Consider the following 15,448-nt stretch of genomic DNA (forward strand, 5'->3'; position numbering starts at 1 on the left):
TCCCCCTTGAGGGGGGAGGTCGCGCTGCGCAGCAGCGCGGGTGGGGGTGAGTTTAAGAGACGAGAGATAGAAAAGACGATCACCCCACCCCGGCGCTTCGCGCCGACCCTCCCCATCAAGGGGAGGGTGTTACGCACGCTACTTTGGATGCTCACGCGCTCGGCGCGAGCATATTCTCCGGCCGCACGATCTCGTCGAATTCGACTTCCGTCACCTTGCCGGAAGCGAGCGCCTCTTCCTTCAGGCTCGTGCCGTTTTTGTGCGCGGCGCGCGCGATCTTCGAGGCCGCGTCATAGCCGATCTTCGGCGCGAGCGCGGTGACGAGCATCAGCGAGCGATCCAGGAAACGCTTGATGTTGGCCTCATCCGCTTCAATGCCGTCGACGCAGCGTGCGACGAAACTGTTGATGCCGTCGGCGAGCAGGATCGTCGATTCGAGCAGCGCGAAGCCGACGACTGGCTTCAGCACATTGAGTTCGAGATGGCCCTGCGAGGCGGCGAAGGTGATCGTCGAATTGTTGCCGAAAACCCGCGTGCACACCATTGTGAGCGACTCGACCTGGGTCGGATTGACCTTGCCCGGCATGATCGACGAGCCGGGCTCGTTCTCGGGAAGCCTGAGTTCCCCGAGGCCGGCGCGCGGCCCCGAGCCGAGCAGGCGAATGTCGCTCGCGATCTTGTAGAGGCCCGACGCCAGCGCATTGAGCGCGCCATGGGCGAAGACGATCGCATCGTGCGTGGCGAGCGCCTCGAATTTGTTGGGCGCCGAAACGAAAGGCAGTCCGGTCTGCTCCGCGATATCGGCGGCGACCTCTTCGCCAAAGCCCTTGAAGGTATTGACCCCCGTGCCAACCGCCGTGCCGCCCTGAGCGAGCTGCAGAAGATCGGCGAGCGTCGTTCTGATGCGCCTTTCCGCGTATTCGGCCTGCGCCGCATAGCCGGAAAACTCCTGGCCGAGCGTCACCGGCGTCGCATCCTGCAGATGGGTGCGACCGATCTTGATGATATTGGCGAATTTCACCGCCTTGGCGTTGAGCGAAATATGCAGCCGCTCGACCGCGGGAATCAGCCGACCGGAAATCGTCGTGGCGCCGGCGATGTGAATGGCGGTCGGGAAACTGTCGTTCGACGACTGCCCGAGATTGACATGATCGTTGGGATGCACCGGCGATTTCGAGCCGCGCGGCGCGCCGAGCATTTCATTGGCGCGATTGGCGATCACCTCATTGACGTTCATGTTGGTCTGGGTGCCGGAGCCGGTCTGCCAGACGACGAGCGGAAAATGCTCGTCGAGCTTGCCGTCGATCACCTCACGCGCGGCGACGACAATCGCGTCGGCGATTTTAGGCTCGAGCAGGCCCTTCCTGGTGTTGACCTTGGCGGCCGCGAGCTTGATGCGCGCCAGCGCATGCACGATCTCGATCGGCATGAGATCGCCGCCGATCGGAAAATTCTCCCGCGAGCGTTCCGTCTGCGCGCCCCAATACGCCCAGGATGGCACGGCGATGTCGCCGAAGGAGTCGCGTTCAATTCTCTGATCGTCGGTCATCGGATGGCTCGCATGAAAGGGCGCGTTTCGCGCGCTTCCCTATGCGGCATTTCCGAGTAGCGTTCAATCGCGCGTGGCTGCGGAGAGCTGCTCGGCCGAGGACCATTCGCGCGGCTCGGCGCTCCGCGGCGCCGACATCAGGTCTACGGGCGCGGTTCACCCGGCTCTTCATCGTGCCCGGCGCGCAGCCGCAGATTTGCGCCGCTTCCTCATATGACATGCCGGACGCGCCGACCAGGATCAGCGCTTCGCGCTGATCGAGCGGCAATTTTTGCATCGCGTCGCGGAAGTCGAGAAAATCCATATGCGCGTGCTGCGATTCCGGCGCGACCAATCGTCCGGCGATCAGACCGTCGGGATCGGGCGCCTCGCGTCGGCGCTTGCGAAATTCGCTGTAGTAGATGTTGCGCAGAATCGTGAACAGCCAGGCGGTGAGATTGGTGCCTTCCGAAAACGTTGCGAGGCTGCCCCAGGCCTTGACCAATGTTTCCTGGACCAAGTCGTCGGCGCGGTCGGAATTTCCGCAAATCGACACCGCGAAGGCGCGCAAGCTCGGGATGGCTGAGATCAGATCAGCCTTGAGTCCCTGTCCTGCTAAATGCGCTTCTTCGCTTGCCTTCACTCACTCTTCCTCGGCGCGCTTGATGTCGCCGGGGAGGATAGCACATTCGTTTCGAGTTGGTTCAAAAGTTTCAAAAACCGATCGGGAACGGGCTGAGCCACGACATCGTCGTAGAGATTGCGAAGCTCCTTTCCGATCGAGTCCTGGAATTCCACCGGCCGCTGTCGCAGGACCGGTTGTGCGCCGCAGCGCGCCTCCCCTACTCCTCGGCGACGGTCGCCGAATTCGTCACGTGTCATCACCCACCCTGCAAACGTCTCCACCCTTCGAGGGCCCGGTTTGGAAGAATACCGCCCGTCGCCTGCGAAAGCATCGTCGTCTGCTTTCGCGCGCGCAACTATATTCTCCGGATTCTTATTCCCCATGGAGCCCTCTATTTTAATATGCATGATTTCTGGAGCCGCCGCGTTATACTGCGCCGCAAGGACGATAGGCAAAACGCACCGCTGAAGGATTGGTTCCCTAAAATGCCGAGCAGTTTTGACGTATTGTCCAAGTTTTGAATCTGCTTAGCTCGCACTCCTCTCCTCTGCGAGGCTCGATGCTGCTGGAGTTGTAAGACATGTCGGCGTCAAAGGAAATTTCAGCGCATATTCCCTATTTGAGACGTTTTGCGCGTGCATTGGTCGGGGATCGGGAGGGCGGCGACGCCTATGTGCTGGCCACTCTCGAAACCGTTGTCGCGGAACCAAGCCGCATCACAGATTCCGATGACCTGCGCATCGCTGTATATCGTCTGTTCCTTGACGTCTGGGCGGCGTCGCCGATTAACGCCCACACCGACCGCTCCGGCGCGCTGGCGGAAAGCGGCCGACGCAATCTCGACGCCATTTCGCTGAAACCGCGAATAGCCTTCTTGCTGCAGGCGCTCGAAGGCTTCGATCTCGACCAGATTGGTCAGACTCTAAATGTTTCGGAGGTCGAGGCTGGCGCGCTGATCAAGGAGGCAAACGGCGAGATCGCCGACCAGATCGCGACCGACGTGCTGATCATCGAGGACGAGCCCCTGATCGCCCACGACCTGAAGAGCATCGTCGAGGAGCTGGGACATCGGGTGGTCGGCATGCCGCGCACGCACGCCGAGGCGCTGGCGGCCATACAAGAAAGCAACCCGGGACTGATTCTCGCCGATATCCAGCTCGCGGACGGCAGTTCAGGGCTCGACGCCGTAAACGAGATCCTCGTCTCCCTGTCCATCCCGGTGATCTTCGTCACCGCCTACCCCGAGCGGTTCTTGACCGGCGAGCCGCCCGAACCGGCCTTTCTTATCGCCAAACCCTTCAATGTCGAAAGCCTCAAGGCCGTCATCAGCCAGGCGCTGTTTTTTGAACGACGCGCCGGACGTCGCGAACAAACCGCGCCGCGGGTCGGCATGTGAATCTCTGATCTTATTGCAAACATTAAATATTTCGTCTTCGCCTTCCCGGCGGAAGGGATCATTCGGGACTGCAAAGATAAATCGCCGCCTCCCAGAAACATTGGCCGACCCGGCGAGTTATAGCCGAAGGCGCTGGGAAACTATGAGAGGCGGCCCATGGAGGAGAATAAAAAATCCAGTCGCGGTTTTGCGTCTATGGATCCCGAAAAGCAGCGGGCCATTGCACGCAAGGGCGGCCAAAGCGTTCCTGATGAGAAACGAAGTTTCTCACAGAACCCCGATCTTGCGGCCCGGGCAGGGCGCAAGGGCGGTCAAAGCGTGAACCCGGCCAAGCGGAGCTTCTCGCGCGATCATGCGCTCGCTTCGGAAGCCGGCCGCAAAGGCGGACACGCCTCGCATGGAGGCGGCGCCCAAAAACGCAGCGCGCCGCTCTAAGGAGCGGCGCTACTATGCCGCAAACGGCTTCGAGCGCTGCGCGATCAGCGAATACAGTGCGTCATCGTCGCGCGTCCCGCGGAGCGTCGCCACGAGGCCTTGCTCCCTCAACATGCGGGCGGCGCAGGCAAGCGCCTTAAGATGGTCAGCGCCCGAACTCTCGGGCGTGAGGATCATGAAAACGAGATCGACCGGCGCGCCGTCGAGAGAGCCGAAGTCGACCGGACGGTCTAGCCGGCCGAAGACCCCGTAAATCCCCTTCAATTTCGCAAGCTTGCCGTGTGGAATGGCGATGCCTTCGCCAATTCCCGTCGAGCCCAGCCGCTCGCGGTGAAGAAGCGCATCGAAAATTTCGCGCGCGGGAAGCCCGCAAATCTTCGCGGCCTTCTCGCTGAGTTCCTGGAGAAGGTGCTTCTTCGTCGTCGCCTTCAGCGAGGCGCAAACCGAATCGGGCGAAACCAAGTCCGTTGGCCGCATGCGACGATCATCCTGCTTCTCATGGGAGGTCTAGGGCCGCCGAAGGCGCCGACCATCCTTGAAATTTCAACGTCTCGCTATTTTCGCCAAAACCCGAGGGACGTGGGAAAATGGCAAGATACGTGCCGAGGAGGCCGTTATTATGGCCGTCCCACGACGTTTTTGCCGTCAGCGCGCATCGCCTTCCGGCTCGGGGGTGTCGATCCAGCCGATATTCTCATCGCCGCGCCGATAAACGACATTCACGCGGCCGGTGTTGGCGTGCCGGAACACGACGACCGGGGCGCCAGTGAGATCGAGGTCGAGCACCGCCGCCGAAACCGACAGCCGACGCAACTGCGTGGTGGATTCGGCGATGATCGCGGGGCTGAACTCCGCCGAAGCCTCATTTTCCTGATCGGGCGCCTCAAGCACGTGATAGGCGACGACCTCGGCCTGAGCGCCGTCTCCCGCGCCGTGGCCATGCTCGTGATGGCTCTTGAGCCTGCTCTTGTAGCGGCGCAGGCGCTTTTCGATGCGTTCCGCCGCCTGATCGAACGAGGCGTAGGGCTCCTGCGCCCGGCCGTCGGCCTGCAGCACGATTCCCGAGGCGAGATGCAGGCTGCAGTCGGCCCGAAAGCCAGAGCCCTCCGGCGAGATGGTGACGTGGCCGCTGACTCGGCCGTCAAAATACTTCGCCGCCGCCGTCTCGAGCCTCTGCGTCACATGAGCCCGAAGCGCTTCGCCGATGTTGATGTTCTTGCCGGAAACCCTAAGAGACATTTTGCAATCCGAACTTTCGTTGCGAGCGAAGTTTCGGCCGCGGAAAGGGCCAGCCGCGCGCCTGCCGCGCCGCCGTCAGACCAACCGCCCAATGCGCCCCATCCGCCCTGGAACTCCGCCTGAGGGGTCGGCGAATCGCCCGCCATCTAGCCAGACAGCGGAAATTCCGCGCAGCGTTAGAAGCCTCGGCGAACGAAGTCAATGGAGTCTTCACTCACGGCGAAGCTTCAAGCCGAGGACGGCATAGGACAATTAATGGGTCGTCATGCGCGCCTGCGCAAGCTTGGCGCGGCGGCGATCGACCGAGGAGGGAATGCGCAAACTGTCGCGGTATTTCGCGACCGTGCGCCGGGCGATTTCGATGTCGCTCGCCTTCAGCCGTTCGACGATTGCGTCGTCTGACAGGATGCCGTCGGGCGTTTCCCGATCGATCATCTGCTTGATGCGAAAGCGCACCGCCTCGGCCGAATGCGCGGCGGCGCCGCTCGTCGTGGCGATCGACGCGGAGAAGAAATATTTGAGTTCGAAGACGCCGCGCGGCGTCATCATGTATTTGTTCGACGTCACCCGCGAGACCGTCGACTCATGCATGCCGATCGCATCGGCGACCGTGCGCAGGTTCAGCGGACGCAGATGTTCGACGCCATGCGTAAGAAAGGCGTCCTGCAATCGCACGATTTCGGAAGCGACGCGTAGAATGGTGCGGGCCCTCTGCTCGAGACTCTTGGTCAGCCAGTTGGCGTTCTGCAGGCAGCTCGAAATGAAGCTTTTGTCGGCGGGGCCGGTGGCGACGGCGCTGACTTGCGCCGCGTAACTGTGGTTGACCAAGACTCGCGGCAGCGCGTCGGCGTTGAGCTCCACATGCCAGGCGCCGTCCGAAGCGGCGCGCACAATGACGTCGGCGACAAGCGGCTGAATCGGGGCGCCGCCGAACGCTCGGCCGGGCTTAGGCTCCAGCCGGCGCAGCTCCGCCGCCATGTCGGCGATGTCTTCGTCGTCGACGCCGCACAGCTTGGCGAGTTGCGCAAAATCGCGACGCGCGACGAGCGGGAGATTGGCGACGAACGCTTGCATCGCCGGATCATAGCGGTCGCGCTCCTTAAGCTGGATCGCGAGACACTCCGCGAGATCGCGCGCGCCGACGCCTGAGGGGTCGAAGGTCTGGATCGTCGCCAGAATGTGCTCGGCCTCGGCCATGTCCGCCTCGAGACGCGCGGCGATCTCGTCCAGGCTCTCTCGCAGATAACCGCTCTCATCGATCGCATCGATGATCGATTGGCCGATGATTCTGTGACGCGGATCGGGGCAGGCGAGCGCGAGCTGTTCGGCGAGATGCTCGTGCAGGCTCTGCCGATCGGCGACATAAGCTTCAAGATTGGGCGCTTCCCCGTCAGCCGGCCCACCGCCGGCGGCCCCGGTCCAGGAGGTCGCCGAAAGTCCGGCGCCGTCAGGAGCCTCATCCCGCGCCCGCTCCCCGATCGACGGACCCTCGGCCTCAAAAGCGTTGCTCATGTCGGCCCCGAGATCGGCGGAGAGCGTCGCGGAATCGACGGCGAGGTCCTGCTGCGCCCAGTCGCCCTCCTGCGGCCCTTCAAAGGGCTCCGCCGCGCTCGGCTCCCCACCCTGGGAAGGATCGGCCGCGTCGACGCCGCCATCGCCTTCATGCGCTTCGAGCAGCGGATTGCGCTCGAGCTCATCATGCAAAAATGCGGCAAGCTCCAAATTGGAAAACTGCAGCAGCTTGATCGCCTGGAGCAGCTGCGGCGTCATCACCAGGGCTTGGCCCTGACGCATCATCAACTTGGTGGAAATCGCCATATTCGCTCGGCCCACTCGGAACGCATCGGCCGCCGCTTTGCGGCCCGGTTCTTGCTTATATCACTTCGGCAAAGCGCGCACAGGGCCAAAAAAGCAGCGCGCGGCGGGGCAAACCGCCTAAGCCTTAATCACCAATTTCATCGATCGCGAAGACTTGCCCCCGATCCTTCAAAGGGCAAAGATGACCTTCTTTGCGAACACGCTTTCAATGACCGACCCGATAGGATTTGAGATCAGAAAGGCGACGTCCGGGGATTTTCTCGAGGACGGCTATCTGTCGATCAATCCGGACGTTAGGGTCGCGGTGGCTCAGCGCAAGCTTGGCTCGGGCCGCAAGCATTTCGATCTGCACGGCCGCGACGAAGGCCGCCTCCAGCGCGTTCCGCTAGGCCCTCTGAGCGATGTGCGCAAGATGAAGATCCACAAGCTCAGACCTCTCCTACGAGACGACATGCCAATGCGCCAGCGCGACGGCAAGCTGGACTTTCTGACGCCGGAACTTCGCGACGCCGCTGGCTTGGCGGAAGTCGAAAACGTCTCAAGCCACAATTACGACGAAGTCGCGCGCGGCATCATCGACAAACACGCTGACGGGCTGGTGCTCGATTGCGGCGCCGGGCGTCGGGATTGGTATTTCCCCAATGTCGTGAATTACGAGATCGTCGACTACGACAGCACCGACGTGCTCGGCGTCGGCGAAGAGCTTCCCTTTGTCGACGGCGCTTTCGACGCGGTCATCTCGGTCGCCGTGCTCGAACATGTGCGCGACCCGTTTCGCTGCGCCAAAGAACTCGCACGCGTTTTGAAGCCTTCCGGAGAGCTGTTCTGCTGCATACCGCTGCTGCAGCCGGTCCACGCCTATCCGCATCACTATTTCAACGCGACACCGCAAGGTTTGTGTCGCCTGTTCGAGTCCGATATCGCGGTCGAGGAAGGTTCGCTCACGCCGATCCACCCGCTTTGGGCCATATCCTGGGTGCTGAACAGCTGGTCGCAAGCCTTGCCCGAATCGACTCGGGCGAGATTCCTGGACATGCCCGTCGGGGCGCTGACCGGACAACCCTTGGCGCTTCTCGACGAGCCTTTCGCCGCCGAGCTGCCGCGCGAAAAACAGCTTGAACTCGCCTGCGCGACAGTGCTCGTCGCCAAGAAACGCGCCCTTGCCGCCGCGCCGCCAAAAAGCGCCGCGCCGTCTTTGATCGAGCGGCTCCTGTGGCGCTACATGCGGAAATCTTCGCCAAGATAGATGCGCCGAACGTCCGGATTGGAGACGATTTCGTCAGGCGTTCCTTCGGTCAGCACATGGCCGTTGTAGATGATGTAGGCGCGGTCGGTGAGCCCCAGCGTCTCGCGAACGCTGTGGTCGGTGATGAGCACGCCAATGCCGCGGGCTTTCAAATGCCGCACGAGGTCCTGAATGCCGCCGACCGCAATCGGATCAATGCCGGCGAAAGGCTCGTCGAGCAGCATGAAGGACGGGTGGCCGGCGAGCGCGCGGGCGATCTCACAGCGACGCCGTTCGCCGCCGGAGAGCGCGACGGCGGGCGTGTGGCGCATGCGGGTGAGGCGGAACTCTTCGAGAAGCGCCTCCAGCTCCTCCTCGCGCTTTTTGACGTCGGGCTGGGTGATCTCGAGCACGGCGCGGATGTTGTCCTCGACCGAGAGGCCCCGGAACACCGACGCCTCCTGCGGCAGATAGCCGATTCCGAGCCGCGCACGGCGATACATCGGCAGCGGCGTCACATCATAGCCGTCGAGCGAAATCATGCCCTTGTCGGGCTTCACCAGCCCTGTGATCATATAGAAAACAGTGGTTTTGCCGGCGCCGTTGGGGCCCAGCAGCCCGACCGCCTCGCCCCGCGCCACATGCAGGCTCACGTCTTCGACGACGCGGCGCGCTTTATAGGACTTCGCGAGATTATGGATCGAAAGCAGGCCCTGGCCATCGAATCCGGCGGGTTCCCGATAGGCGGAGCCGGGCTCGAACGCCGGCGGCGGCTCAGCCTGTTCGTTTGTCGGCGCGGGTCCCCAGAAGTTTGCGTCCCGCGCCGCCTCGTCGGAATCCTCGCCTAAATTTTGGGCGCCGGCGTCCCGCCATTGGCCTTCCGCGATATCGTCGGGCTTTCGCGAGCGCCTGACGCCGGAAGCGAGCCGCGCCAGCGACTGGCCGGCGGCGCGAAATCGCATGGAAAGGGCGGAAAGATAGCTCAAGCGCGCCTTATCCGTCGCTCTGGGCGTCCAGCGGTTGGAGGCGACGCTCGCCGCCCCGTCAGGGGTGCGAAGCGCCGCTTCGGAAACATTAGCCCGGCGCCGCGCTGCGGCGCCATCGTTGCTGTCAGGCCCAAGGGCGCTTCGCCGCGGCCTGCTTTTCGTAGTCGTCGATCTTTTCGGCCTTTTGGAGGGTCAGACCGATGTCGTCGAGCCCGTTCAGCAGGCAGTGCTTGCGAAAGGGGTCGATGTCGAATGTGATCACGCCGCCGTCCGGTCCGCGAATCTCCTGCGCCGCGAGGTCGACGGTGAGGGTGGCGTTGGCGCCGCGCTTGGCGTCGTCCATCAGCTTTTCGAGCTCGGCCTCGCTCACCGCGATCGGCAAAATGCCGTTCTTGAAGCAATTGTTATAGAAAATATCGGCGAAACTCGTCGAAATGATGCAGCGGAGCCCGAAGTCGAGCAGCGCCCAGGGCGCATGTTCGCGCGACGAGCCGCAGCCGAAATTGTCGCCGGCGACGAGGATGCGCGCATTGCGGTAGGCCGGCTGATTCAGGACGAAATCGGGATTCTCGGAACCGTCGTCGCGATAGCGCATCTCCGAAAAGAGGCCCTTGCCGAGGCCGGTGCGCTGAATGGTTTTGAGATACTGCTTGGGAATGATCATGTCCGTATCGACGTTCATGATCGGCAGCGGCGCGGCGACGCCCGTCAGCGTGGTGAACTTGTCCATGTTTCTTTCGGTTTGGCGCGAGGAAGTCTAGCGCCCTTTACCAAATCGCCGCAGCGAGGGCAAAGCGCGAAGGGACGCGGGGATCGCCAAAATCAAAATGTTAACTTTGTCGGAGCGTGCTCTGGACCTCGCTCCCCGCCTCCGCCTTGCCGCCGCGCAGAAGCAGAAAGCCGGCCAGCAACATCGCGGCGCCCCAGATGATGAAGCCCGCGTCATAGATCGGCCACTGGGCGCGATCGACTCGTTCATTCACATGATGGATGCCGAGGACGAGATGGTTGATGACGCCATCGTAGAGGTTGAACCCGCCCCAGCCGATCAGCAGCGCGCCCGCCAGGCGCCGGCCGGACCACATGTAACCGGCGCGGCGCGAGGCGCGCCACAGAAGGAACAGTCCCACCCCGACGCAGACATAAGCGAAACTATGCAACATCCCGTCCCAATAGGTGTTGAATTCCATGCCTTCGACAGTTCCGGCGGGACGCCAGTTGCTGACCAGATGATGCCATTGCAAGAGTTGATGCAGAACGATGCCGTCAAAAAAGATGCCAAGGCCCACGCCAAGAATGATCGCGGCGGCCGTCGGAAAGGCGCCCCGGGCGCGGGCGGGACGAATGCTGGCTGACTGCGTCATGGCGTTCCTGCTCTACCCCGTAGACCTTTGCAACGCCCGGGGCCGCGACGTGTTCCGCCCTCGCATTTGCACAAAGTCTTCTGCTAAAGGTGTTGGGCGAAGTTGAAGTCCGAGCGATCTCGCCATGACGCTGCCCACGACGCTGAACGGTCTGCTTATCGAAGTCCTCGGCTATCTCGCCGCGGCGGCGAGCGTGTTCGTTTATGTGTCGAACACCATGATCCCCCTGCGGATCGCGGCGATCCTGGCCAATGCGCTGTTCGCCGCTTACTTTTTCCTCAAGGGTCTCTACCCGCTCTTCGCGCTCAACGCCTTTCTGGTTCCGGTCAACATCGTGCGGCTCCGACAGATCCGGCGGCTCGTTCAGGACATTCGCGCCGCCGCCTCCGAGGATTTCGATTTCGAATGGCTGCGTCCCTATATGCGGCCCATAAAGCTTTCGGAAGGCTTCGTCCTGCATCGCATCGGCGATCTGTCCGAGGAAGCCTATCTCTTGGTGCACGGCGAGATCCATCTGCGCGAGCCCGACGTCACGCTGAAGCCCGGAACGCTCTTTGGCGAGATGGGCATGTTCACCAATGAAAATCGCCGCACCGCCACCGCGGTCGCCGCGACCGATGTCGAGCTTCTCTGCGTGCGCTACGACGATCTCTTGCAGCTCGCGGCGCAGACGCCGCAATTCGGCTTTTACCTGATGCGGCTCATGGTTCAGCGCATGCAGCATAATGTGGAGCTCGCCCGCGCCCGCAAGGGATGAGCGCTCCCATTCCGTGCCCGTAAGCGTCCCCTTTCCGCGTCATGCCCGCGCTTGTCGCGGGCATCCACGGAGACGTATCGGCTCCGCTTGAAAGGCTGTAATACGCTTCAATGACCGGGGATTACGCAGCATCACCGCGTGGATGGCCGGGTCAAGCCCGGCCATGACGAATTCGAAGGCGTCAGAACAAGAATGTCGCAAAAAATCTACCCCGTCCCGGACGACTGGAAAACGCGCGCGCGCATCGACGAAGCGACCTATCGCCGGCTCTATGAACGCTCCATCAAGGATCCGGACGGCTTCTGGGCCGAGCAGGCGCAGCGCATCGACTGGATCACGCCCTTTTCGAAAGTAAAGCGCACCAGCTTCGACACACATAATGTTTCGATACGCTGGTTCGAGGACGGCACGACCAATGTCGCGATGAATTGCATCGACCGGCATCTGCCGGAGCGCGCCAACAAGACCGCGATCATTTGGGAAGGCGACGATCCTTCCGTCTCGCGTCATATCACTTACGCCGAACTGCATGAGGAAGTCTGCCGCTTCGCCAATGTGCTCAAGAAACACGGCGTTAAGAAAGGCGACCGCGTCACCATCTATCTGCCGATGATTCCCGAAGCCGCTTTCGCGATGCTCGCCTGCGCGCGCATTGGCGCCGTTCATTCGGTGGTCTTCGGCGGCTTCTCGCCGGATTCGCTCGCCGGACGCATCGCCGACGCGGAATCACAGGTCATCGTCACGGCGGACGAAGGCCTGCGCGGCGGAAAGAAGATCCCGCTGAAAGCCAATGTCGACGCCGCGCTCGACAAGGTTTCCGCGAAAACGGTCATTGTCGTCACGCGCACCGGCGGCGACATCGACATGCAGCCCGGCCGCGACTTCCGCTACGAGGAAGAAGCCGCGCGCGTGCACGCCGATTGTCCCTATGCGGAGATGGACGCGGAAGATCCGCTGTTCATCCTTTACACGTCCGGCTCAACCGGCAAGCCGAAGGGCGCGTTGCATACGACCGGCGGCTATCTCGTCTACACATCGCTCACGCATGAACTCGTCTTCGACTATCGCGAGGGCGACGTCTATTGGTGCACCGCCGACGTCGGCTGGGTGACCGGACACAGCTATATTGTCTACGGCCCGCTCGCCAATGGCGCCACGACGCTGATATTCGAAGGCGTGCCGAATTATCCGAGCGTGTCGCGTTTCTGGGAAATCATCGACAAGCACAAGGTCGATATTTTCTATACGGCGCCGACCGCCATTCGCGCGCTGATGGCGGCGGGCGAGGCGCCCGTCAAAAAGACCAGCCGCAAGTCGCTGCGCCTGCTCGGCTCCGTCGGCGAACCGATCAACCCGGAAGCGTGGGAATGGTATCACCGCGTCGTCGGCGAGGGCCGCTGCCCGATCGTCGACACCTGGTGGCAGACGGAGACTGGCGGCGTGCTGATCTCGCCGCTGCCCGGCGCGATTGATTTGAAGCCCGGCTCGGCGACGCGGCCCTTCTTCGGCGTCGCGCCCGAGATCGTCGATCCGGCCGGCAATGTTCTCGAAGGCCAATGCGAAGGGCTGCTGGTCATCGCCGATTCATGGCCGGGGCAGATGCGCACCGTCTATGGCGATCATGAACGTTTCGCGCAGACCTATTTCTCCGCCTTCCCCGGCAAATATTTCACCGGCGACGGTGCCAAGCGCGACGCCGACGGCGATTACTGGATCACCGGCCGCGTCGACGACGTCATCAATGTCTCGGGCCATCGCCTCGGCACCGCCGAAGTTGAGAGCGCGCTCGTCGCGCATGAGAAAGTGTCGGAAGCCGCCGTCGTCGGCTATCCGCACGACATCAAGGGACAGGGCATCTACGCCTTCGTGACGCTCAATCAGGGCGTGACGCCAAGCGAACATCTGCGCAAGGAGCTGGTGCATTGGGTGCGCCATGAGATCGGGCCGATCGCGACGCCCGATATCGTGCAATTCGCGCCAGGACTGCCGAAGACGCGCTCTGGCAAGATCATGCGGCGCATTTTGCGCAAGATCGCGGAGGGCGAGTTTGGCGCGCTCGGCGACACCTCGACGCTTGCGGACCCGGGGGTCGTGGAGGAGCTGGTAAGGGAGAGGCCGGAGAGCTAGCTTCGAATGGTGGCCTTTTCGATAATCGACAGCAGTTGGTCAATGAACCCGCACAATCTCAATGCATCTTCTCTCGTATAATGATCGAGCAGATGGTGATGCGTTGGATTACGAAAGGCACCGACAATTCCACGGCAAATGTGAGCGATCCCTTCGTGCTCCGATTTATCTTGAGAGATTACGAGAACAGATTTGTTAGGATCAGTATTTATAGCTTTGTTGATTAAATCTTTGCCCATTAGCTGATCGTCTTGCAGCTTGGCCTTTTCCCTGACACGATGTTCTAGGACCAGCGTGGCTTGATTGATTGCTCTGTCGAACGCTCTAGGCGCCGTTAGCAAGTCTGAACATCTTTGTTTTAAATCCTTATCAGAGATGACATTGTATAGAGAGCCTATTTCAATTATGGATTCCTGTGTAAAATAGACGTTGTTCAGATAACCAATGAGTTGCTCTACTTTTAATCTTATTAAGTCTGTATAGTACATATAATTTCCGCCCGCGGAACGATATCCTGCGCTGGTGCCGACGAGAAATGAGTCCAAGTTCTCGCCGAGGGCAGAAGTTAGATCCCGCACGATGGCGTTAAAATCATTTGCAAAAGAGTCATATGTTACGCCTTCGGAGGGCAGCGCAAACTTCAAGCCTGTCAATCTGCCGTACAAGCCTCTCAACCTAGGATCGGAAATCGTCATCGCCGGCAGCCAGTTGATTCGCGCACCTACAGTTAAATGGAAAAGCTACGGCTTCCAAACGCAAGCGTGAACAAAACCATCATTATCGATCGGTGCTCATTTGCTATCGAAGAACGCGAGCGCTTCCAGCGCGAGAACGCCACCGGTGATTTCGACCGTCAATAAGGGCGCTTCGCGATATCTTTGCTCGTGATCATGATCTGACCGAGCTTTTTCGACAATTGTTCAATTGAAGCGGCATAAACGACGCGCCCATGCCGCACCAGACGATCGCGCTTATACACATCGGGCAGGGCTCGCCCGACGTATAAAGCGTCGCACGTTTAAGGTCTTCGCCGGATTGTCGGCGATCAAGCGGCGACTCACCTATTCGCGCTTTCCGCGCGCCTCAACCAGCCAAGCTTCTTCGTATGCAACGCAGCCATAGGCGTTAGCGCGTGCGACAGGTGGCGAAAAACCGCCCTTCTTTGGCGCCCCGGCGCCTGTTCCGCCGCCCTGCCGCGCTTCATCTTACCTCTTCACAACAGAGGATCCAGGAGATGCGGCGCTTTCTTGCCATCCTCGTCGGGCTCATCGCGGCTGCCCCCGCACGCGCGGATTCCGATGTGGAGCATGCACGATATTCGGTGGTCGCCTCGACAGGGGCCATCGAAATTCGCGACTACGCGCCGCAGATCGTCGCAGAGACGACGGTCGCCGGCGAGCGCGGCGCAGCCATTAGCGAGGGCTTCCGCCGCCTCGCCGGTTATATTTTCGGCGACAATTCCCCGCAGCGGAAAATCGCCATGACCGCCCCCGTCGGACAGGAGTGGAAGGGCGGCGATTGGAAAGTGCGCTTCACCATGCCCGCCGAATACAATATGGCGAGCCTGCCCAAGCCCAATAGCGCAGAGGTCAAACTCGCCGCCGCGCCGGGCAAGCGCATGGCGGCGATCCGCTTCTCCGGACTCGCCGGCGACGACGCCCTCGCGGAAAATCAGGCGAAGCTGCTCGATTATCTGAAGCGCCAGGGGATCTCGCCCAAGGGCGAGCCGCAATATGCCTTCTACGACCCGCCCTGGACGCTGCCCTGGAACCGGCGCAACGAAGTCCTGGTCGAGATCGCCCGCGAGTGAGCGCGCGACTCTGACGAGTCTGCTGGCTCCCTGTCAGCGATAGGCGAATCGATCAGCCCGATTTCCCGCCACTTGCAGATCGCATCGCCGCCGCCTCGCGCCGATATGAAATCGCCATGCGCGGCCCCGTGCGCCGCC

Annotated in this window: 17 protein-coding genes; 6 read left to right on the forward strand and 11 right to left on the reverse strand. The window is 61.6% G+C overall.

Annotation, left to right across the window (positions count from 1 at the left end):
• Positions 1-151: 151 nt before the first annotated feature.
• The 3 genes from fumC to A3OO_RS24670 are packed head-to-tail and all read right to left on the reverse strand — an operon-like array spanning position 152 to position 2,560.
• Positions 152-1,549 (reverse strand): class II fumarate hydratase, encoded by a 1,398-nt coding sequence (gene fumC, locus A3OO_RS0103185; RefSeq protein ID WP_018406388.1) that lies wholly within the window; start codon positions 1,547-1,549, stop codon positions 152-154.
• Positions 1,527-2,171, reverse strand: a complete 645-nt coding sequence (locus tag A3OO_RS21030; RefSeq protein ID WP_018406389.1) for a sigma-70 family RNA polymerase sigma factor — start codon at positions 2,169-2,171, stop codon at positions 1,527-1,529. The genes fumC and A3OO_RS21030 overlap by 23 nt, the downstream gene beginning before the upstream one ends.
• Positions 2,168-2,560 (reverse strand): NepR family anti-sigma factor, encoded by a 393-nt coding sequence (locus A3OO_RS24670; RefSeq protein WP_018406390.1) that lies wholly within the window; start codon positions 2,558-2,560, stop codon positions 2,168-2,170. The genes A3OO_RS21030 and A3OO_RS24670 overlap by 4 nt, the downstream gene beginning before the upstream one ends.
• Before the next feature lie 173 nt (positions 2,561-2,733).
• Between A3OO_RS24670 and A3OO_RS0103200 the strand changes: the two genes are divergently transcribed.
• Complete coding sequence (locus A3OO_RS0103200) at positions 2,734-3,549, forward strand: response regulator (RefSeq protein ID WP_018406391.1); 816 nt, start codon at positions 2,734-2,736, stop codon at positions 3,547-3,549.
• A gap of 156 nt (positions 3,550-3,705) precedes the next feature.
• A complete protein-coding gene (locus tag A3OO_RS0103205) occupies positions 3,706-3,984 on the forward strand; it encodes a con-10 family general stress protein (RefSeq protein ID WP_014891685.1) in 279 nt (92 codons plus the stop codon).
• 12 nt (positions 3,985-3,996) lie between these two features.
• Here the strand turns inward: A3OO_RS0103205 and A3OO_RS0103210 are convergent, their stop codons facing one another.
• The 3 genes from A3OO_RS0103210 to rpoN all read right to left on the reverse strand — a co-directional run bounded on the left by A3OO_RS0103210 (position 3,997) and on the right by rpoN (position 7,041).
• Positions 3,997-4,461 carry a PTS sugar transporter subunit IIA gene (locus tag A3OO_RS0103210; protein ID WP_014891684.1) on the reverse strand — a complete coding sequence of 155 codons (465 nt, stop codon included), beginning with the start codon at positions 4,459-4,461 and terminating at the stop codon, positions 3,997-3,999.
• A gap of 168 nt (positions 4,462-4,629) precedes the next feature.
• Entirely contained in the window at positions 4,630-5,223 is a 594-nt protein-coding gene (gene hpf, locus A3OO_RS0103215) for a ribosome hibernation-promoting factor, HPF/YfiA family (protein ID WP_018406394.1), read from the reverse strand.
• A gap of 252 nt (positions 5,224-5,475) precedes the next feature.
• Positions 5,476-7,041, reverse strand: coding sequence for an RNA polymerase factor sigma-54 (rpoN, locus tag A3OO_RS0103220; protein ID WP_018406395.1), 1,566 nt, complete (start codon positions 7,039-7,041; stop codon positions 5,476-5,478).
• Positions 7,042-7,249: 208 nt separating this feature from the next.
• Between rpoN and A3OO_RS21035 the strand changes: the two genes are divergently transcribed.
• Complete coding sequence (locus A3OO_RS21035) at positions 7,250-8,287, forward strand: class I SAM-dependent methyltransferase (protein WP_198008745.1); 1,038 nt, start codon at positions 7,250-7,252, stop codon at positions 8,285-8,287.
• Here the strand turns inward: A3OO_RS21035 and lptB are convergent.
• The 3 genes from lptB to A3OO_RS0103240 all read right to left on the reverse strand — a co-directional run bounded on the left by lptB (position 8,260) and on the right by A3OO_RS0103240 (position 10,616).
• Entirely contained in the window at positions 8,260-9,252 is a 993-nt protein-coding gene (gene lptB / locus A3OO_RS0103230) for an LPS export ABC transporter ATP-binding protein (protein WP_018406397.1), read from the reverse strand. The genes A3OO_RS21035 and lptB overlap by 28 nt on opposite strands.
• 124 nt (positions 9,253-9,376) lie before the next feature.
• Positions 9,377-9,982, reverse strand: coding sequence for a 3-isopropylmalate dehydratase small subunit (gene leuD / locus A3OO_RS0103235; RefSeq protein WP_018406398.1), 606 nt, complete (start codon positions 9,980-9,982; stop codon positions 9,377-9,379).
• Between the two features lie 100 nt (positions 9,983-10,082).
• Entirely contained in the window at positions 10,083-10,616 is a 534-nt protein-coding gene (locus tag A3OO_RS0103240) for a DUF2243 domain-containing protein (protein WP_018406399.1), read from the reverse strand.
• A 124-nt stretch (positions 10,617-10,740) separates the two neighbouring features.
• Here A3OO_RS0103240 and A3OO_RS0103245 point away from each other — a divergent pair, with 124 nt between their 5' ends.
• On the forward strand, positions 10,741-11,373 hold the full coding sequence (locus tag A3OO_RS0103245; protein ID WP_018406400.1) for a Crp/Fnr family transcriptional regulator: 633 nt from the start codon (positions 10,741-10,743) through the stop codon (positions 11,371-11,373).
• Positions 11,374-11,565: 192 nt separating this feature from the next.
• The gene (acs, locus tag A3OO_RS0103250; RefSeq protein WP_026222649.1) at positions 11,566-13,500 is read left to right on the forward strand and encodes an acetate--CoA ligase; all 1,935 of its coding nucleotides are present in this window, start codon (positions 11,566-11,568) and stop codon (positions 13,498-13,500) included.
• Here the strand turns inward: acs and A3OO_RS0103255 are convergent.
• Together A3OO_RS0103255 and A3OO_RS24190 are read right to left on the reverse strand one after the other, a co-directional pair.
• A complete protein-coding gene (locus A3OO_RS0103255; protein WP_018406402.1) occupies positions 13,497-14,195 on the reverse strand; it encodes a TIGR02391 family protein in 699 nt (232 codons plus the stop codon). The two genes, acs and A3OO_RS0103255, sit on opposite strands and share 4 nt — an antisense overlap.
• A gap of 193 nt (positions 14,196-14,388) precedes the next feature.
• Positions 14,389-14,565, reverse strand: coding sequence for a tRNA-specific adenosine deaminase (locus tag A3OO_RS24190; protein WP_245257201.1), 177 nt, complete (start codon positions 14,563-14,565; stop codon positions 14,389-14,391).
• 169 nt (positions 14,566-14,734) lie between these two features.
• On the opposite strand from A3OO_RS24190, the gene A3OO_RS0103270 reads away from it, so the two are divergent.
• A complete protein-coding gene (locus tag A3OO_RS0103270; RefSeq protein ID WP_018406405.1) occupies positions 14,735-15,310 on the forward strand; it encodes an SOUL family heme-binding protein in 576 nt (191 codons plus the stop codon).
• Positions 15,311-15,448: the final 138 nt, after the last annotated feature.

Source organism: Methylocystis rosea SV97 (assembly GCF_000372845.1).
GTDB classification, from domain to species: domain Bacteria; phylum Pseudomonadota; class Alphaproteobacteria; order Rhizobiales; family Beijerinckiaceae; genus Methylocystis; species Methylocystis rosea.

Excerpts from the sequence above, each read along its gene's own strand:
- fumC (WP_018406388.1), bottom strand. The coding sequence starts at position 1,549 with ATGACCGACGATCAGAGAATTGAACGCGACTCCTTCGGCGACATCGCC.
- A3OO_RS24670 (WP_018406390.1), bottom strand. The coding sequence starts at position 2,560 with ATGCATATTAAAATAGAGGGCTCCATGGGGAATAAGAATCCGGAGAAT.
- A3OO_RS0103200 (WP_018406391.1), top strand. The coding sequence starts at position 2,734 with ATGTCGGCGTCAAAGGAAATTTCAGCGCATATTCCCTATTTGAGACGT.
- A3OO_RS0103205 (WP_014891685.1), top strand. The coding sequence starts at position 3,706 with ATGGAGGAGAATAAAAAATCCAGTCGCGGTTTTGCGTCTATGGATCCC.
- A3OO_RS0103210 (WP_014891684.1), bottom strand. The coding sequence starts at position 4,461 with ATGCGGCCAACGGACTTGGTTTCGCCCGATTCGGTTTGCGCCTCGCTG.
- hpf (WP_018406394.1), bottom strand. The coding sequence starts at position 5,223 with ATGTCTCTTAGGGTTTCCGGCAAGAACATCAACATCGGCGAAGCGCTT.
- rpoN (WP_018406395.1), bottom strand. The coding sequence starts at position 7,041 with ATGGCGATTTCCACCAAGTTGATGATGCGTCAGGGCCAAGCCCTGGTG.
- A3OO_RS21035 (WP_198008745.1), top strand. The coding sequence starts at position 7,250 with ATGACCGACCCGATAGGATTTGAGATCAGAAAGGCGACGTCCGGGGAT.
- leuD (WP_018406398.1), bottom strand. The coding sequence starts at position 9,982 with ATGGACAAGTTCACCACGCTGACGGGCGTCGCCGCGCCGCTGCCGATC.
- A3OO_RS0103240 (WP_018406399.1), bottom strand. The coding sequence starts at position 10,616 with ATGACGCAGTCAGCCAGCATTCGTCCCGCCCGCGCCCGGGGCGCCTTT.
- A3OO_RS0103245 (WP_018406400.1), top strand. The coding sequence starts at position 10,741 with ATGACGCTGCCCACGACGCTGAACGGTCTGCTTATCGAAGTCCTCGGC.
- acs (WP_026222649.1), top strand. The coding sequence starts at position 11,566 with ATGTCGCAAAAAATCTACCCCGTCCCGGACGACTGGAAAACGCGCGCG.
- A3OO_RS0103255 (WP_018406402.1), bottom strand. The coding sequence starts at position 14,195 with ATGACGATTTCCGATCCTAGGTTGAGAGGCTTGTACGGCAGATTGACA.
- A3OO_RS0103270 (WP_018406405.1), top strand. The coding sequence starts at position 14,735 with ATGCGGCGCTTTCTTGCCATCCTCGTCGGGCTCATCGCGGCTGCCCCC.